Here is a 16,013-nt window from a genome sequence, read left to right on the forward strand (position 1 = left end):
TGCGGGGGGAAAGGCCGAAATGGTCAACAAGAACCGGATGAACAGGGTCGCCGCTGTCATGGCCGCGGCAGCTCTGGTGTCCGTGGCAGTACCTGCCGCGACCGCCCGGGCCGCGGTGGAACCGCGCGTCGATCTGAAGGTGCTCGTCGTCGACGACGGCGGCAGCTCGGTCGAAGCCATCACGTCGGAGCTCCGGGACACCGGGGTGCCCTACACCCGCGTGGCGCTCGGCAATGCGAGCCGGCCGGTCATCGACGCGGCCTTTTTGAGCGACACGGTCGAGGGCCGGCCGCGCGCCAAGTACCAGGGGGTGGTCCTGCCCAACGAGAACCCCTTCGGGGCCGGCTCGGCCGAGATGGCCGCGCTCGCCGCGTACGAGACGACGTACGGGATCCGCCAGGTCGACGCCTACACCTGGGCCCACCCCGGCGTGGGGCTGGAGTACACCGACAACGGCGGCTACAGCGGTCAGCTGGACGGCACTGCGGCCGCCGTCACCGCGGCCGGCAAGGCGGGCCCCTTCGGCTACCTCGGCGGGCAGGTCGCCTTCGAGGACAACTCCGCCCTGGTCCCGGAGAGCTACGGGTTCATGGGCAAGCCGCGGGCCGGCTACACCAGCTACCTCGACGCCCCCGTCGACGGCGGGCGGGCCTCGCTCGTCGGCGAGTACACCCACGACGGGCGCAGCGAACTGGTCGTCACCTTCGGCTACAACCAGCACCAGACGCAGTTCCGGCTGCTCGCCCGGGGCATCGTCGACTGGCTCACCCAGGGCGTCCACCTCGGCCAGAGCCGCCACTACTTCGCGGTCCACGTCGACGACGTCTTCGCCCCGGACGCCCGCTGGAACAAGGAACTCAACTGCACCCCCGGCGACTACGCGTGCGCGGGCGGCGAGGGCAAGGAGAGCACCATCCGGATGACCGCCGCGGACGCGCAGTACGCGGCGCAGTGGCAGACGTCCAAGGGCTTCACGCTCGACATGCTCTTCAACGGCGGCGCCGGCGAGGAGTGGAAGGCGGAGAACGGCGGCGTCGACGCCCTGACCGCGCAGCTGGTCGCCGACCGCGCCCGGTACCGCTGGATGAACCACACCTACACCCACCCCTTCCTCGGCTGCGTCCAGGACGTCACCACCGTCCCGTGGAGCTGCGCGAAGAACGCCCAGGGCGCGATCCAGTACATGAGCCGCGCGGAGATCTCCGCGCAGATCCGAGACAACAACAACTGGGCGGCCTCCAAGGGCATCGCCCTCGACCGCACCGAGCTGGTCACCGGCGAGCACTCGGGCCTGAGGACCAACCCCCAGCAGCCCCAGGACAATCCGAACCTGGCCGGCGCGCTCGCCGACAACGGCGTCAAGTGGGCGGGCAGCGACAACTCCCGCGAACCGGCCCAGCGCGCCGTCGGCGCCGCCCTGACCGTCCCGCGCCACCCGATGAACGTGTACTACAACACGGGCACCAACGCGGAGATGGCCGACGAGTACAACTGGATCTACGCCAGCCGCGCGGACGGCGGCAGCGGCATCTGCGAGGACAACCCGGCGACCTCCACCTGCCTGCCGGCGGCGCTCGACGTCGACACCGGCTACCTCGACCACATCGTCCCCCAGGAGGCCCGGACCGCACTGCGCCACGTACTGGCCAACGACCCGCGCCCGCACTACGTGCACCAGTCCAACCTCGCCGAGGACCGCACCCTCTACCCGGTGCTCAACCAGGTCCTCGACACCTACCGCTCGCTCTACGCGCCCAGCGCGCCGCTCGTCAACCAGAGCATGAAGGACACCGGCGTCGAGCTCGGGCGCCGCGCCGCCTGGGACAAGGCGCTCGCCGCCGGCCAGGTCACCGCCTACCGCGTCGGCACCACCGTGACCGTCAAGGCCCCCGCCGGCGTCGTCGCCCCGGTCACGGCCCCCAACGGGACGAAGAAGCAGCACCTGCTCGGCACCAGCGACTTCGGCACCGCCTACGCCGGTACCCGCTCCACCTGGACCGCTCCCGAGCTGCTCCAGGCCGCCGTGACGCTCAAGCTGCCCAGCTGACCGTCCCGCACCCCGTCACATCCACACGTACCACCTGGCGCCGGCGCTCCGCGAACCCACGGACGCCGGCCCCTTTTCCGTCCTGGGGGGACTCACCGTATGAGCCATGGGCGTCACGTCACCATGCTCACAGAAGGCACCTACCCGCACGTCCACGGCGGCGTCAGCACCTGGTGCGACCAACTGGTGCGCGGCATGCCGGAGGTCGACTTCAACGTCATAGCCCTGACCGGCTCCGGTCGGGAGCCGGTCACCTGGGAACTGCCGCGCAACGTCTACCGGCACACCGCCTTCCCCCTCTGGGGTCGGCCGCCGGGACGCGGCCGCCGGGGCGCCCTGCGCGGCAAGGCCCTGCGCCGCTTCACCGAGGTCTACGAAACCTTCCTGCTCTCCCTGCTCGATCCGGCCCGGGCCGGCGGCGGCCCGCCGGACGCGACCGGCGGATTCTCCGGAGCCCTGCGCGAACTGGCCCTGCTCGCCCGGGCCGGGAAGCTCGCCCCGGCCCTGCGCCGCGAGTCCACCCTGCGCCTGCTGATGTCCGTGTGGACCCGCTCCGGCCTCGACACCGCCGGCGCCGCGCCCACCGTCCACGACGCTCTCACCGCCACCGACCTGCTGGAACACGCGCTGCGCCCGCTCTCCCTACGGATCCCGCCCGACAGCGTCGCGCACGCCGTCAGCAGCGGCCTCGCCACCCTCCCGGCCCTCGCCGCCAAACAGCTCGACGGCGTGCCCTTCCTCCTCACCGAGCACGGCATCTACCTGCGGGAGCGCTACCTCGGCTACCGCACCGCCGAGCAGCGCTGGCCCGTGAAGGCCCTCATGCTCGGCTTCTACCGCGAGCTCAACACCGAGGGCTACCGGCAGGCCGACCTGATCACCCCGTGCAACCAGTACAACCGCCGCTGGGAGGAACGCGGGGGCGCCGACTCCGACCGGATCCGCACCGTCTACAACGGCGTCGACCCGCACCGCTTCCCCGAGGCCGGCCCCGAGCCCGAGGTGCCCACCCTCAGCTGGTGCGGCCGCATCGACCCGATCAAGGACCTGGAGACCCTCGTCCGCGCCTACGCCTTCATGCGCGAGGAACTGCCCGCCCTGCGGCTGCGCCTCTTCGGGCCGGTACCGGTCGGCTGCGAGACGTACAAGCTCCGCCTGGAGGAGCTCGCCGCCGAACTCGGCGTGAGCGACGGGATCACCTACGAGGGCCGCATCGAGCAGGTGGCCGACGCCTACGCCGCCGGCTCGGTCGTCATGCTGTCCAGCATCAGCGAGGGCTTCCCCTTCAGCATCATCGAGGCCATGTCCTGCGGCCGCACCACCGTCTCCACCGACGTCGGCGGAGTCCGCGAGGCCGTCGGCGACACCGGCCTCGTCGTCCCGCCGCGCGAACCGGAGACCATGGCCCGCGCCACCCTCGCCCTGCTCCGCGACGACGTCCGGCGCGCCGAGCTCGGCCGGCGCTCCCGCAAGCGGGTGGTGGAGAAGTTCACCCTCGACCAGTCCGTTGACGGCTTCCGGCACATCTACCGGGAACTCGCCGGCCAACCCGTCCTGCCCGTGCACGAGGGCGACAGCTGGACCCAGCGCCTGGGCGAGCCCTGGTACCGCGAACTGGCCGCGCTCGGCCGCCCCCGGGCCGAGTCCGGCGAAGGGAGCCTGCGATGAGCGGATCCCTCTGGCTCAAGGTCCCGGGCGGCGACACGCTGCCCGCGATCCCCCGGGCCCGGCGCGCCGCCGAGCCCGCCGCCGACCCCATGGACGAACTCGCCGAGCGCCTCGGCGTGTTCATCGCGGGCGCCGTCCACCCCGACGAGATCGCCGCCATCCTGGAGTCCGACGGGATGACCGACGAGTACATCCGGCTCACCTACGGCCGGCCCGACTCCTTCGGACTCGCCGAGGAGCTCTACGCCCGGGTGCCCCGCTCCTTCCCGGAGCCCGAGCACGTCCCCGACCCCTGGAAGGTCTCCCTCACCGCCTGCCTGCTGCGCGGGCTGATCTTCGCCCTGCCCGGCCTCGCCTACATCCTCGGCGCCCCCCTGCTCGACGGCCCGCCGGACCGGCTCGGCCTGCCCGCCGGGACGCTGCCGCTGATCGCCGGGGCGCTCATCGGCTGGGTCTGGGACCAGACCCTGTCCCACCGGGCGTACTCCTGGCTGGGGCTCGGCGACCGGGCCGCTGCCGGGCGGACCCTGCTCGTCGGCGCCCCCGCCGGCTCCCTGCTGGGCATCGCCGCCGCACTGGCGGTGCCCGGCGGACCGCCGTTCTCCTACGCGTTCGCCGCCGGGCAGGCCCTGTACGTCGGCGCCGCCACGGTCCTGCTCGTCCTGGGCCGGGAGCGGCTGCTGCTCGGCGCCCTCGGCCCGATGGCCGTGGGCGCCGCCGCCGCACTGTTCACCGACCCGCCCGTGGCGCTGCGCGTCGGCCTGCTCGTCGCGTCCCTGCTCGCCGCCTGCACCCTGGCCGTACGGGAACTCCCGCTGGGCCGGGGCGTGCGCGGCGCGGCGCGGCGGATCCGCGGCTGGGCGGCCCGCCACCCCGGCCGGTGGCACCACCCGGTGGCTGCCGGGAGCGCACCCGTGCGCTGGCGGATGCTGCGCGGGGCCGAGGAGCCGTACGCGCCGCGCGGCCCCCGGCTCGGGGACTCCGTCCCGTACGGGGTCTTCGGGCTCGGCACCGGCCTGCTCGTGCTGTACGCCGCCCTCGGCGAGGTGCTCTCCGGCGGTCCCGCCGAGGCCGTCGCCGCGCCCTCGGCGGTGGCCCTCACCCTCAGCATGGGCCCCGCCGAATGGCTGCTGCACCGCTTCCGCAGCGGCAGTCTCGCCGGGCTCCGCGCGGCCCGCTCGCCCCGGGCCTTCCGGCGCCGGATGCTCACCACGCTGGCCCGGTGCCTGGCCACCTACCTGACCGTGGTGCTGGCCCTGGGCGTCACCGGCACCCTGCTGTGGCCCGACGCCCCGGGCCTCACCGCCGTCCGGGTCGCCACCCTGCTGCTGCTCGGCGCGGTGATGTGGACCGGGCTGCTGCTCCAGTCCTTCGGGGCGGTCCGCCCCGCGGCCGTGGTGTGCTCCTCGGCCGCCGTGGCCCAGAGCCTCGCCCTGCTGACCGGGATCGGACACCCCCGGTTGCTCCAACTGGTGGTGGCGGGCACGGCCGCCGCCGCCCTGGCCGTCCTGGTCTGCCTGCTCCTCGGCCGCGCCACGGCGCACCGGTGACCCACGTGAGAACGTACGAACAGTACGAAACGTACGAGAAGAAGGACCCCATGCTGCTGGTGCCCCTCTACGAGCATCCCGCCGACCGGCCCGACGACTGGGAGCGGCTCATCCGCGCCGCGGGCCGGCTGCACTCGGTGGTGCTCAACCCCGACAGCGGCCCCGGCGAGGCCCGTGACGAGCGGTTCGCCCGCGTCGCCGAGCGGCTGCGCGAGGCCGGGGTGCCCGTCCTCGGCTACACCGACACCGACTACGGGCGGCGCCCGCACGCCGCCGTGGTGCGCGACCTGCTGCGCCACCGCGACTGGTACGGCGCCGACGGGGCCTTCCTCGACCAGGCCGCCGCCGGCGCCGACATGCTCGCGCACTACGGGCGCCTCGCCGTCGCCGCGCGCGCGGCCGGCGCCCGCACCCTCGTCCTCAACCACGGGGTCCACCCGCACCCCGGCTACGCAGGGCTCGCCGACCTCCTCGTCACCTTCGAGGGACCGTGGGACGCCTACCGGGACGCCACCACCGTGCCGCCGTGGACCGAGGAGCACCCCGCCCAGCGGTTCTGCCACCTCGTCTACGCCGTCCCGCCGGGCGAACCGGCCGCCCGGCTGGCCGAACAGCTGGCGGCCGAGCGGGGCGCGGGGGTGCACTGCGCGGTCCCCGGGACCGGCGCGCACCCCTGGGGCACGCTCCCGCACGCCGTGGAGGCGGCGGGATGAACCGTTTCCCTTCGCGGCTGCTGCTCGTACCGCTGCTGTTGCTGCTGCTCGCCTCGTGCACCGCCGGCCCCGAGGACGACGGCGGCGGCCCGCGACCCCGGCCCGGCCAGGCCCCGGGGGAGCGCTGGCAGCCCCGGCCGGGCACCGGCTGGCAGTGGCAGCTCACGGGCCGGCTCGACACCTCCGTCGACGTCCCGGTCTATGACGTCGACGGGTTCACCACCACGAAGGAGCAGGTCACCGCGTTGCGCAAGGCCGGGCGGCGCACCATCTGCTACCTCTCCACGGGCGCCTGGGAGGACTTCCGGCCGGACGCGGACGACTTCCCGAAGGCGCTGCTCGGCAAGAGCAACGGCTGGGAGGGCGAGCGCTGGCTCGACGTCCGCCGGCTGTCCGAGCTGGAGCCGCTGATGGCCGAGCGGTTCGACATGTGCCGGGAGAAGGGCTTCGACGCGGTGGAGCCGGACAACATGGACGCCTACCGCAACCCGTCCGGCTTCCCCCTGACGGCCGAGGACCAGCTGCGCTACAACCGGCTGATCGCGAAGCTGGCCCACGACCGGGACCTGGCGGTGGGCCTGAAGAACGACCTCGACCAGATCCCGGAGCTGGTCGAGGACTTCGACTTCGCGGTGAACGAGCAGTGCGCGCAGTACCAGGAGTGCGAACGGCTCACGCCGTTCGTGGCGGCGGGGAAGGCGGTGTTCCACGTGGAGTACGAGGTGCCGGCGGCACGCTTCTGCGAGCGCTCGCGCGAGCTGGGACTGAGCTCGCTGGAGAAGAAGTACGACCTGGGCCCCTGGCGCCGCGCCTGCTGACGGCTCCGCGGCGGATTCGGCCCCGCCCCACACGCCGGCGGGGCCGGGGCCGCCCCCGGCGCAAGGGCCGGCTTCCCGTGCGGGGAAGGCAACGGTCAGACGGGGAGGACGGCGTGGACGCGGTAGCCGCCGCCGTAGCGGGGGCCCGCGAAGCAGGAGCCGCCGAGGGCGCCCGCCCGCTCCCGCATCCCGAGCAGCCCGTGACCGCCCCCGCCCGCGTCCGGGGGAGCCAGGGCCGCCGGTTCCGTACCGCCGTCGTCCAGTACGGTCACCTCCACCGCCGGCCCCGCCCGCACCACGCTGACCTCGGCACTGGCCCCCGCGCCCGCGTGCTTGCGCACGTTGGTCAGCGCCTCCTGGACGACCCGGTACGCCGCCAGGTCCACCGCGGCCGGCAGCGGCCCGGCCCCGCCGCCCAACTGGACCATCACCTTCACCGGCAGCCCGGCGTGCCGGAAGGTGTCGACCAGCTCGTCCAGCACCCCCAGCCCCGGCGCGGGCTCGGTCGGCGCCTCCGGGTCGCCGGACTGCCGGAGCAGCCCGACCGTGGCGCGCAGTTCGTTCAGCGCCGAGCGGCTGGCGTCCCGTACGTGCGCCAGCGCCTCCTTGGCCTGGTCCGGCCGCTTGTCCATGACGTGCGCCGCCACCCCCGCCTGCACGTTGACCAGCGCGATGTGGTGGGCGACCACGTCGTGCAGGTCCCGGGCGATCCGCAGCCGCTCCTCGGCGACCCGCCGCCGGGCCTCCTCCTCGCGGGTCCGCTCGGCCCGTTCGGCCCGCTCCCGGATCGCGTCGACGAACGCCCGGCGGCTGCGTACGGCGTCCCCGGCGGCCGCTGCCATCCCGGTCCAGGCGAAGATGCCGAGGTTCTCCTGCGCGTACCAGGGCAGCGGCCCGGCCAGCATGGCCACACCGGTCAGCCCGGCCATGGTGAGCACCCCGATGCGCCAGGTGGTGGGCCGGTCGGTGCGCGCGGCCACCGTGTACAGGGCGATCACCGTGCACATCGCGACGGGCGCCCTCGGCTCCCCGGTGGTCAGCTCCAGCAGGCTGAGGCCGCAGGCGGCGGCGAGCACGGTGCGCGGCCGGATGCGCCGGAACACCAGCGCGGCCGCGCCGAGCAGCATCAGCAGCAGGGAGAGCGGCTCGGGGGTCCGCGTGCCGAAGGTCGGGCCGTGCGGGCCGTGCGGATCCGCGAAGGAGCCGACGACCATGGAGACGAACGCCCCGAACGCGAGCACGGCGTCGGTGGCGAGCGGGTGGTCCCGCGTCCACTGCCGGGTGGCCGCGACGGGCCCGAGGTGTGTCGTCACCCCGATACGGTACGGCCTGCTCCGGCTGGGGCGGCGGCGGGAGGCGCGCCGGCGCAACGGGCGGAGCCGGCGGGAAGGGGCGGAGCCGGCGGGAACGGGGGAGGAGCCCGAACCCCGCGTCGCCCGGACCGCGCACACCGCCGTGACCACGGCGATCGCGGCGGGGTGCTGTCAACGGCGGGTCTCCAGGTGTCTGCGGTGCAGCCACTTCGGCAGGCCGGGAGCTTCCAGGAAGCCCTCGGCCCGGCCCGCCGCGATGCCGATCCGCAGCAGGTCCGAACTCTTCTCGAAGAGCATGAACCTCGGCTCCCAGATCGGCCGGTATTTGGCGTTGGCCCGGTAGAGGGACTCGATCTGCCACCAGCGGGAGAAGAAGCCGAGCAGCGAGCGCCACATCCGCAGCACCGGGCCCGCCCCGAGCCGGGAGCCGCGCTCGAAGACGGACCGGAACATCGCGAAGTTCAGCGAGACCTGGGTGATCCCGATCTCCTTGGCGCGCTCCAGGAGTTCGATGACCATGAATTCCATCAGGCCGTTCTCGGAGTCCCGGTCACGGCGCATCAGGTCCAGGGACAGTCCGTGGGGGCCCCACGGCACGAACGACAGCACCGCGCGCAGTTCGCCGACGCCGTCGGTGCACTCCAGCATCACGCACTGGCCGTCGGCGGGGTCGCCCAGCCGACCCAGCGCCATCGAGAACCCGCGCTCGGTCGCCCCGTCGCGCCAGTCGTCGGCGCGGCGCAGCAGTTCGTCCATCTCGCCGGCCGGGATGTCGGCGTGGCGGCGGATGCGGACCGTGTAGCCGGCCCGCTTGACGCGGTTGTAGGCCTGCCGGACGGTCCGCATGGCGCGGCCCTCCAGGGTGAACTCGGCGGTCTCGACGATCGCCTCGTCGCCGAGTTCGATCGCGTCCAGTCCGTGGCGCGCGTAGATCTGCCCCGCCTCCTCGCTCGCGCCCATCACGGCCGGCACCCAGCCGTGTTCGCGGGCCTGGGCCAGCCAGGGCTCGATGGCGCCGGGCCATGCCTCGGGGTCGCCGATGGGGTCGCCGGAGGCGAGCGAGACCCCTCCGACGACGCGGTAGGTGACGGCGGCCTTGCCGGTGGGGGACCAGATGACGGACTTCTCGCGGCGCAGCGCGAAGTAGCCCAGCGAGTCGCGCTCGCCCTGCTTGGCGAGCAGGGCTCGCAGCCGCTCCTCGTCGTCCTCGGTGATCGGGTCGACGGCGCGGCGCGAGCGGAAGGCGGCGAACAGCACGGCGAGCAGCAGCAGGGTCGACATGACGTTGACGATGACGTCGACCCAGCCGGGGGTGCTGATGGTCTCGTAGGCCTTGGTGTCGGTGTCCAGGGTGACCAGGCGCGTCACGCCGTACCACCAGCGGGCCGGGAAGCCGGCCTCGGAGGCGGCCGGGGAGGTGTTGGCGGCGCCGACGAGCAGGGCCGCGACCAGCGAGGCGACCAGCAGGCCGACGGCGGCGACGGCCGTGGCGAGCGCCGGGTTGGAGCGGTCGCCCCGGGCGTAGAACTCGCGGCGGCCGATCAGCAGGGCGCCGACGAAGAGGGCCGTCAGGCCGAGCGAGACCCAGTTCTGGGCGTGCTCGCGGAACTCGGGGTAGCAGAGGTTGTAGTCGCCCTCCGTGCAGGGGGCGAAGGCGCGGACGAGGAAGGCGAGCAGCAGCACCCCGGCCAGGGCCAGGTTCAGGATCCAGGCAGCGCGCTTGCGCCGGCCCAGCGTCACGGCGAGCAGCAGGCAGAACAGGCCGGAGGCGAAGCCCGCCGTGAGCAGGTACGGGGTGTAGAACTCGGTGCTGTTGTGTCTGCGCAGGTCCTGTCCGAGCGAAACCCACACGGCGCTCAGGAAGTTGACGAAGGTGACGGCCCGCAGGTACCAGACCGCGAACCCCGCCCCGCGCCGTGAGCGTGCGCTTCCACGGCCCGTCTCCCGGCCGTCCCCCGAGGCCTTGCCGACGGGGTCGCCGCCTTCTTTCCTGCCGGTCGCCGGTCGGGCGCCGCGGTCGGTCTCTACGCTGGTCAAACGGACCTCTCCCATAAAAGCGATCATATGGGGCGCCGCTTTCTACGGGTGGTGGCTCCGGGGATCACGGCTGGTCAGTGCCGAACGCCCCGATGACTCAGTCCACCGGCTCCTGCGCCGTCCGCTCCGGGAGTTGCGCCGCGAGCGCGGCGGCCGCCTGGACCAGGGGCAGGGCCAGCAGCGCCCCGGTACCTTCCCCCACGGAGACGCCGTGGTCGAGCAGCGGGTTGAGTGCCATCCGGTCCAGGGCCTTGGCCTGGCCCGGCTCGCCGCTCGTCTGACCGGCCAACCACCAGTCGGGGGCGCGGAACGCGGCCCGCTGGGCCACCAGTCCGCAGGCCGCCGAGACGACGCCGTCGAGGATGACCGGCGTCCGGCGCACCGCGCACTGGAGCAGGAAACCGGTGATCGCGGCCACGTCCGCGCCGCCGACCGCGGCCAGCAGCGCGACCTGGTCGCCGAGGACCGGTCGGGCACGGCGCAACGCGTCGCGGATCGCGGCGCACTTGCGCATCCAGGCGAGGTCGTCGACGGGCAGCCCGCCCCGGCCGGTGACCACGGAGGCGTCGGTGCCGCACAGGGCGGCGACGAGGGTGGCGGCGACCGTGGTCCCGCCGACACTGAGGTCCCCGAGGACGACCAGGTCCGTACCCGAGTCGGCCTCCTCGTCGGCGATCCGCATCCCGAGGCGCAGTGCCTCCCGGGCCTCGTCGAGGGTGAGGGCGTCCTCCACGTCGATCCGGCCGCTGCCGCGCCGCACGCGGTGGCGGACCACGTCCTCGGGCAGCAGAGCAGGATCGCAGTCGAGGCCCGCGTCGACGATCCGTACCGAGGCGCCGAGCCGGCCGGCCAGGATCGCGACGGGGCTGGTCCCGTCGAGCACGGCGCGCACCAGCTCGTGGGCGGTGGAGGCGGCCCGCGCGGACACGCCCTCGGAGGCGATCCCGTGGTCGGCGGCGAACAGCACGACGCGGGGGCGCTCGATCGGCGCGACCGGTACCCGGCCCTGCGCGGCGGCGAGCCACTCGGCCAGTTCGTCGAGCCGGCCCAGCGCGCCGGACGGCACGGCCAGCCGCTCACGGCGTTCCTCGGCGTCCCGCCGGACGCCCCCGTCGGGACGCTCGATCAGATCGGAGAAGTCGTCGAGATTCAGCGTGCTCATCTGCCAGAGAGTACAGCCGGTGAGGCCCTCCCCAAGCCCGCTCGGGCGGCCCCGGCGGACCGCTGCGGGAGGCCGCCACCGGCCTTACGGGCTCGGGTCCTTGAGGACGAGGACCTGTCCCGCGACGACGAGCAGGACCTGCTCGCACTCGCCCGCCACCGCGTTGTTCAGGCGGCCCAGCTCATCGCGGAAGCGGCGGCCCGAGGCGGTCGCCGGCACGACGCCCGACCCCACCTCGTTGCTGACCAGGACCACCGGGCGGCGGGTCGCGCGAACGGCGGCCACCAGCTCGGCCGTCCGGTCGGCGAGCTGCCGGCGGCCGCGCCCCGCCCAGACGGCGTCGTCCCAGGCCCCGGCCCGGTCCATCGCGTCCGTCAGCCACAGCGCCAGGCAGTCGATCAGCAGCGGCGGACCCTCCTCGACCAGCAGCGGGACCAGCTCGCAGGTCTCCACCGTCCGCCAGCCGCCCGGCCGGCGCTCCCGGTGCAGGCCGACCCGCTGCGCCCACTCCGTGTCCCCCTCGCGCGAGCCGCCGGTGGCCACGTAGGCGACGCCGGGGAAGGCGGCGAGGCGGCGCTCCGCCTCGAAGGACTTGCCGGAGCGGGCCCCGCCGAGCACCAGGGTGCGGCGCGGCAGGTCCGGTTCCGCGCGGTAGTCGCCGAGGGCCACGGTCGTTCCGTCCGGCACCGCCCGGGCGCCGACCGCCGCGCACCGGCGCTCCAGCTCCCGGCCGGGCGGGGTGTCGTGGTCCAGGTGCACGGCGATCACGTCCGTGGCCGGGCCGACCGCGCCGCTCGCCCGCAGCCGGGCCAGGGCCTCCGGCCGGCCCAGGACGTCCGCGAGGACCATGTCGTACGGGCGCCGCACCACCGTGCCGTCGGTGCCGGCCGGGGCGCCGCGCGGCGGCAGGTACAGCAGCCGGGCGCCGTCGGGGCCGGTCACCTCGTAGCCGGTGCCCGGCGCGTCCATCGGGACGGCCCGCACCCGGTGCCCGGAGATCACCGCGAGCTCCTGCCCGTCCGGCACCCGGCCGGCGGCCGGCAGGCCGGGCGGCAGTTCGACGGGGGGACCGTCGTGCGGATGGGTGAGCAGGACCTGCCGTACGCCGGCCAGCGAATGCCCGGCGCGGGCACCTGCCAGCACCGCCCCCGGGGTCAGATCGAGCAGCAGCGCGCCGTCCACGAGGACGGCGGTCGCGGCCCGCGAGCGGGTGCCGACGGAGACCGCGCAGGCCGCACAGGGACAGGTGGGGCGGGGGAGGCCTTCGGGTGTGCCGGTGCCGAGCAGAGTGAGTTCCACAGGATGATCCTCCCGCGTCGCCGAGAGTGGTGCGCGCCCGGTTACTCTGCGGGCACACTCAAGGCGAGAAGCGTGTGCAGCGCGGACGAGCAACGGAGGCGGACATGGCGTGGACGTGGCGGTTCGAGACGGCCGACGGCACGGAGACGGCCCCGTCGGTGGTGCCGGAGGAGTTCACCACGCAGGGGGACGCGGAATCCTGGATCGGTGAGTACTGGAAGGACCTGCTGGAAGGCGGCACGGAACAGGTGAAGCTCTCCGACGACACCGGCACCGAGCTCTACACGATGAGCCTCAGGGCCGCTCTGGAAGCCTGACCCCCTCCGGGGCCGGCCGCCGTGCCCTCCGGCCGGCCGTGCCCCGGAGTGTCAGCCCGCTCCCGGATACGGCCCCGGCACGCCCGACGGGCACTCCCCGGCGAGGCCGTGGTCGCTGCGGTACGGGGTGCGGCGGGGGCGCAGGACGAGGGGCGCGGGCCGAGCCGGAGGCTAGGGGCCGCGGACTCCGCAGAGGTGCAGCAGCGCGGCGACGCCGCGGTAGGGGTCGGTGCGCCCCGCGCGGTCCTCGGCGGCGAGCAGCCGTTCCAGTTCCTCGTCGGGCGGCAGGGTCTCGCCCGCCTCGGTCCCGTCGGTGAAGACGCGCACCCCGTACCAGGCGTGCAGCGGCGCACCGATCCCGGACAGCGTGGCCGTCAGCGCGGCGAGCCGGTCGGCGCGTATGTCCAGGCCCAGCCGGTTCGTGTAGTCGGTGCTCTCGAAGGCCGCCAGCGCGCCCTTCCAGTCGCCGTCGAGCCCCGGCCGCATGGCGAGCGCGTCGCCGTTGCGCACCAGCAGGGACAGCAGACCGCCGGGGGCCAGCATGCGGGCCAGCCCGGCGAGCATGGCATCCGGCTCGGGCACGTACATCAGCACGCCGTGGCACAGCACCACGTCGAAGCTGCCCGGCAGGAAGTGCGCGCCGGTCTCGCGGCCGTCGCCCTCCATGAGCCGGACCCGGTCCTGGATTCCGGCCGGTTCCCGGGCCAGCGCCTCACGGGCGACCTCCAGCATCCCGGGGTCCTGCTCCAGGCCGGTCACCTTGTGCCCGGCGCGGGCCAGGCGCAGCGCCTGCGTGCCCTGGCCCATGCCGACGTCGAGGACGCGCAGCCGCTGCCCGACCGGGTAGCGGTGCACGATCTGCTCGTCGACCTGCCGGCCCACGAGCTCCTGGCGGACGGCGTTGCGCAGACCGCCCAGACCTTCCAGCCAGAGCCGGGCTCCGTCCGCGAAGCCGGTCCCCGACCCGGCGGGCGCGGCTCGGCTCAGGGCCGCTCTCCGCGCTTGACCTGCGGCTTCGGCAGGCGCAGTCGGCGCATCTGGAGGGTGCGCATGAGTCCGTACGCGACGGCGCCGCGGCGGGGCTCGTCGGCGAAGCGCTCGTTCAGCGCCTTGCGCAGGCGCAGCACCAGGCCGATGGAGTCGACGATGATCAGCGCGATCACACCGAGCCACAGCATCAGCGCGATGTTCTGGATCGCGGGCTGCCGCACCATGCTGAGCACGAGGATGATCACTGCCAGCGGCAGGAACATCTCGGCCACGGAGAAGCGGGAGTCCACGAAGTCGCGGACGAACTTGCGGACAGGGCCCTTGTCACGCGCGGGCAGATAACGCTCGTCGCCACTGGCCAGCGCTTCGCGCTGCTTGGTCATTTCCACGCGACGGCGTTCACGGGCTCGCTTGGCATCCTCCTTGCGGTTGCCGGTCGAGGCCACTACGGCCTTGCGCTGCGACTGGGCCACAGCACGCTTCGGCGTAGGGCGGCCCTTGGGGGCCTGCGGGTCACGGGGCTGCGAGAGGTCGGCGCTCACCTTGTCGGTGGCGGCGGCCTTCTCTTCCTTGGAGGAGCGGCTACCAAACACAAAACCCAAGCGTACGTGGTTGCGGGCACGGGCCCCACCCCCGCCGGGAACGATCCGGCAACGGCGGGCGTCTTCCCTGTGCGGGGTTCGGGGCGGACGGACCTCCTCAAGGCGTCACTCCGGGGCGCACCTACTCCTCACGCCTGATCCGGCGGCCGAGTAGTCGTCCTGGAGGAGGAGCACATCCGTCCTCGAACAGTGCGGTAATGGAGACAGGGCCCGTACTGTGGGTTCTGTGGCGGTCCTCACGGGTGACCGAGGAGCGCGACTGTTGGTGACCTGGAGCGAAGTCCGTCAGAAGGGGGCGCGCGAAGCCCATGAGCGGTGTCATGAAGCGTATGGGGATGATCTTCCGCGCGAAGGCGAACAAGGCCCTTGACCGGGCCGAGGACCCGCGCGAGACCCTCGACTACTCGTACCAGAAGCAGCTGGAACTGCTGCAGAAGGTGCGCCGCGGCGTCGCCGACGTGGCGACCTCCCGCAAGCGTCTGGAACTGCAGCTGAACCAACTGCAAGGGCAGTCCGCCAAGCTGGAGGACCAGGGCCGCAAGGCGCTCGCCCTCGGCCGGGAGGACCTGGCCCGTGAGGCGCTGTCCCGCCGTGCCTCCCTCCAGCAGCAGGTCAGCGACCTGGAGGTGCAGCACCAGACCCTCCAGGGCGAGGAGGAGAAGCTGACGCTCGCCGCCCAGCGGCTGCAGGCGAAGGTGGACGCCTTCCGCACGAAGAAGGAGACCATCAAGGCCACCTACACCGCGGCCCAGGCGCAGACCCGGATCGCGGAGTCCTTCTCCGGCATCTCCGAGGAGATGAGCGACGTCGGCCTGGCCATCCAGCGGGCCGAGGACAAGACCGCCCAGCTCCAGGCCCGGGCCGGCGCGATCGACGAGCTGCTGGCCTCCGGCGCGCTCGACGACCGGAGCGGGCTGGGTTCCAAGGACGACATCCAGGCCGAACTGGACCGCCTGTCGGGCGGTACGGACGTGGAGCTGGAGCTCCAGCGGATGAAGGCCGAGCTGGCGGGCGGCCCGTCCGCGCAGCAGCAGGCCATCGAAGGCGGCGCCCAGGGCAGCGCCCAGCCGTCGCAGACCCAGCACCGGTTCGACAAGCAGTAGGACGGGGTCCGTCATGATTGTCCGCATCATGGGGGAGGGCCAGGTGGAGCTGGCCGACGGCCACCTCGCCGAGCTCAACACGCTGGACGACGAACTGCTCGCGGAGATGCAGCGCGGTGACGAGGAGGGCTTCCGGCGCACGCTGGGCTCGCTGCTCGAAGCCGTACGGCGCCTGGGCGATCCGCTGCCGGACGAGACGCTGGAGCCGTCCGAGCTGATCCTGCCCGGTCCGGACGCGACGCTCGACGAGGTCCGGGAGATGCTGCGCGACGACGGTCTGATCCCGGGCTGACGGCCCCGGTACCCGAGGCCCCGGCGAGCGACAGGACACCACCGACACGGCGACGGGCCCGCCCCCGGCAGGGGCGGGCCCGTCGCCGTCCCGCTAACGGCA

General features: G+C 73.9%; 14 protein-coding genes. 8 read left to right on the forward strand and 6 right to left on the reverse strand.

The features are described from left to right. Positions 1-19: 19 nt before the first annotated feature. The 5 genes from ACWFQ8_RS10960 to ACWFQ8_RS10980 all read left to right on the forward strand — a co-directional run bounded on the left by ACWFQ8_RS10960 (position 20) and on the right by ACWFQ8_RS10980 (position 6,796). Positions 20-2,047 carry a hypothetical protein gene (locus ACWFQ8_RS10960; protein ID WP_453785877.1) on the forward strand — a complete coding sequence of 676 codons (2,028 nt, stop codon included), beginning with the start codon at positions 20-22 and terminating at the stop codon, positions 2,045-2,047. A gap of 99 nt (positions 2,048-2,146) precedes the next feature. Then, positions 2,147-3,715 (forward strand): GT4 family glycosyltransferase PelF, encoded by a 1,569-nt coding sequence (gene pelF, locus ACWFQ8_RS10965; RefSeq protein WP_453785878.1) that lies wholly within the window; start codon positions 2,147-2,149, stop codon positions 3,713-3,715. Then, positions 3,712-5,265 (forward strand): hypothetical protein, encoded by a 1,554-nt coding sequence (locus ACWFQ8_RS10970; protein WP_453785879.1) that lies wholly within the window; start codon positions 3,712-3,714, stop codon positions 5,263-5,265. The genes pelF and ACWFQ8_RS10970 overlap by 4 nt, the downstream gene beginning before the upstream one ends. A 50-nt stretch (positions 5,266-5,315) precedes the next feature. Next, on the forward strand, positions 5,316-5,978 hold the full coding sequence (locus ACWFQ8_RS10975) for a spherulation-specific family 4 protein (RefSeq protein ID WP_453786042.1): 663 nt from the start codon (positions 5,316-5,318) through the stop codon (positions 5,976-5,978). After that, positions 5,975-6,796 (forward strand): endo alpha-1,4 polygalactosaminidase, encoded by an 822-nt coding sequence (locus ACWFQ8_RS10980; protein ID WP_453785880.1) that lies wholly within the window; start codon positions 5,975-5,977, stop codon positions 6,794-6,796. The genes ACWFQ8_RS10975 and ACWFQ8_RS10980 overlap by 4 nt, the downstream gene beginning before the upstream one ends. Before the next feature lie 95 nt (positions 6,797-6,891). Here ACWFQ8_RS10980 and ACWFQ8_RS10985 read toward each other — a convergent pair whose 3' ends face one another. From ACWFQ8_RS10985 to ACWFQ8_RS11000, 4 genes are all read right to left on the reverse strand, one after another. Then, positions 6,892-8,109, reverse strand: a complete 1,218-nt coding sequence (locus ACWFQ8_RS10985) for a sensor histidine kinase (protein ID WP_453785881.1) — start codon at positions 8,107-8,109, stop codon at positions 6,892-6,894. 171 nt (positions 8,110-8,280) lie between these two features. Beyond that, entirely contained in the window at positions 8,281-10,161 is a 1,881-nt protein-coding gene (locus ACWFQ8_RS10990; RefSeq protein WP_453785882.1) for a phosphatidylglycerol lysyltransferase domain-containing protein, read from the reverse strand. An 82-nt stretch (positions 10,162-10,243) separates the two neighbouring features. After that, on the reverse strand, positions 10,244-11,308 hold the full coding sequence (gene cobT, locus ACWFQ8_RS10995) for a nicotinate-nucleotide--dimethylbenzimidazole phosphoribosyltransferase (protein ID WP_453785883.1): 1,065 nt from the start codon (positions 11,306-11,308) through the stop codon (positions 10,244-10,246). A gap of 84 nt (positions 11,309-11,392) precedes the next feature. After that, positions 11,393-12,607 carry a bifunctional adenosylcobinamide kinase/adenosylcobinamide-phosphate guanylyltransferase gene (locus ACWFQ8_RS11000; protein WP_453785884.1) on the reverse strand — a complete coding sequence of 405 codons (1,215 nt, stop codon included), beginning with the start codon at positions 12,605-12,607 and terminating at the stop codon, positions 11,393-11,395. A gap of 104 nt (positions 12,608-12,711) precedes the next feature. Between ACWFQ8_RS11000 and ACWFQ8_RS11005 the strand changes: the two genes are divergently transcribed. Continuing rightward, positions 12,712-12,924: a hypothetical protein gene (locus ACWFQ8_RS11005; protein WP_453785885.1), complete on the forward strand. Its 213-nt coding sequence runs from the start codon at positions 12,712-12,714 to the stop codon at positions 12,922-12,924. A gap of 171 nt (positions 12,925-13,095) precedes the next feature. Here the strand turns inward: ACWFQ8_RS11005 and ACWFQ8_RS11010 are convergent, their stop codons facing one another. After that, the gene (locus ACWFQ8_RS11010) at positions 13,096-13,806 is read right to left on the reverse strand and encodes a class I SAM-dependent methyltransferase (RefSeq protein ID WP_453785886.1); all 711 of its coding nucleotides are present in this window, start codon (positions 13,804-13,806) and stop codon (positions 13,096-13,098) included. 101 nt (positions 13,807-13,907) lie between these two features. Continuing rightward, entirely contained in the window at positions 13,908-14,516 is a 609-nt protein-coding gene (locus ACWFQ8_RS11015; protein WP_453785887.1) for a DUF3043 domain-containing protein, read from the reverse strand. A gap of 308 nt (positions 14,517-14,824) precedes the next feature. Here ACWFQ8_RS11015 and ACWFQ8_RS11020 point away from each other — a divergent pair, with 308 nt between their 5' ends. Next, on the forward strand, positions 14,825-15,619 hold the full coding sequence (locus tag ACWFQ8_RS11020; protein WP_453785888.1) for a PspA/IM30 family protein: 795 nt from the start codon (positions 14,825-14,827) through the stop codon (positions 15,617-15,619). A 13-nt stretch (positions 15,620-15,632) separates the two neighbouring features. Continuing rightward, complete coding sequence (pspAA, locus tag ACWFQ8_RS11025) at positions 15,633-15,911, forward strand: PspA-associated protein PspAA (RefSeq protein ID WP_453785889.1); 279 nt, start codon at positions 15,633-15,635, stop codon at positions 15,909-15,911. The last annotated feature ends 102 nt before the right edge of the window (positions 15,912-16,013 follow it).

This window comes from Streptomyces sp. NPDC055254, assembly GCF_053606025.1.

What these genes read in the sequence shown, in the direction of transcription:
- ACWFQ8_RS10990 (WP_453785882.1), bottom strand. Translation starts at nt 10,161, where the DNA reads ATGGGAGAGGTCCGTTTGACCAGCGTAGAGACCGACCGCGGCGCCCGA.
- ACWFQ8_RS10980 (WP_453785880.1), top strand. Translation starts at nt 5,975, where the DNA reads ATGAACCGTTTCCCTTCGCGGCTGCTGCTCGTACCGCTGCTGTTGCTG.
- ACWFQ8_RS10960 (WP_453785877.1), top strand. Translation starts at nt 20, where the DNA reads ATGGTCAACAAGAACCGGATGAACAGGGTCGCCGCTGTCATGGCCGCG.
- ACWFQ8_RS11020 (WP_453785888.1), top strand. Translation starts at nt 14,825, where the DNA reads ATGAGCGGTGTCATGAAGCGTATGGGGATGATCTTCCGCGCGAAGGCG.
- pelF (WP_453785878.1), top strand. Translation starts at nt 2,147, where the DNA reads ATGAGCCATGGGCGTCACGTCACCATGCTCACAGAAGGCACCTACCCG.
- ACWFQ8_RS10970 (WP_453785879.1), top strand. Translation starts at nt 3,712, where the DNA reads ATGAGCGGATCCCTCTGGCTCAAGGTCCCGGGCGGCGACACGCTGCCC.
- cobT (WP_453785883.1), bottom strand. Translation starts at nt 11,308, where the DNA reads ATGAGCACGCTGAATCTCGACGACTTCTCCGATCTGATCGAGCGTCCC.
- ACWFQ8_RS11005 (WP_453785885.1), top strand. Translation starts at nt 12,712, where the DNA reads ATGGCGTGGACGTGGCGGTTCGAGACGGCCGACGGCACGGAGACGGCC.
- pspAA (WP_453785889.1), top strand. Translation starts at nt 15,633, where the DNA reads ATGATTGTCCGCATCATGGGGGAGGGCCAGGTGGAGCTGGCCGACGGC.
- ACWFQ8_RS10975 (WP_453786042.1), top strand. Translation starts at nt 5,316, where the DNA reads ATGCTGCTGGTGCCCCTCTACGAGCATCCCGCCGACCGGCCCGACGAC.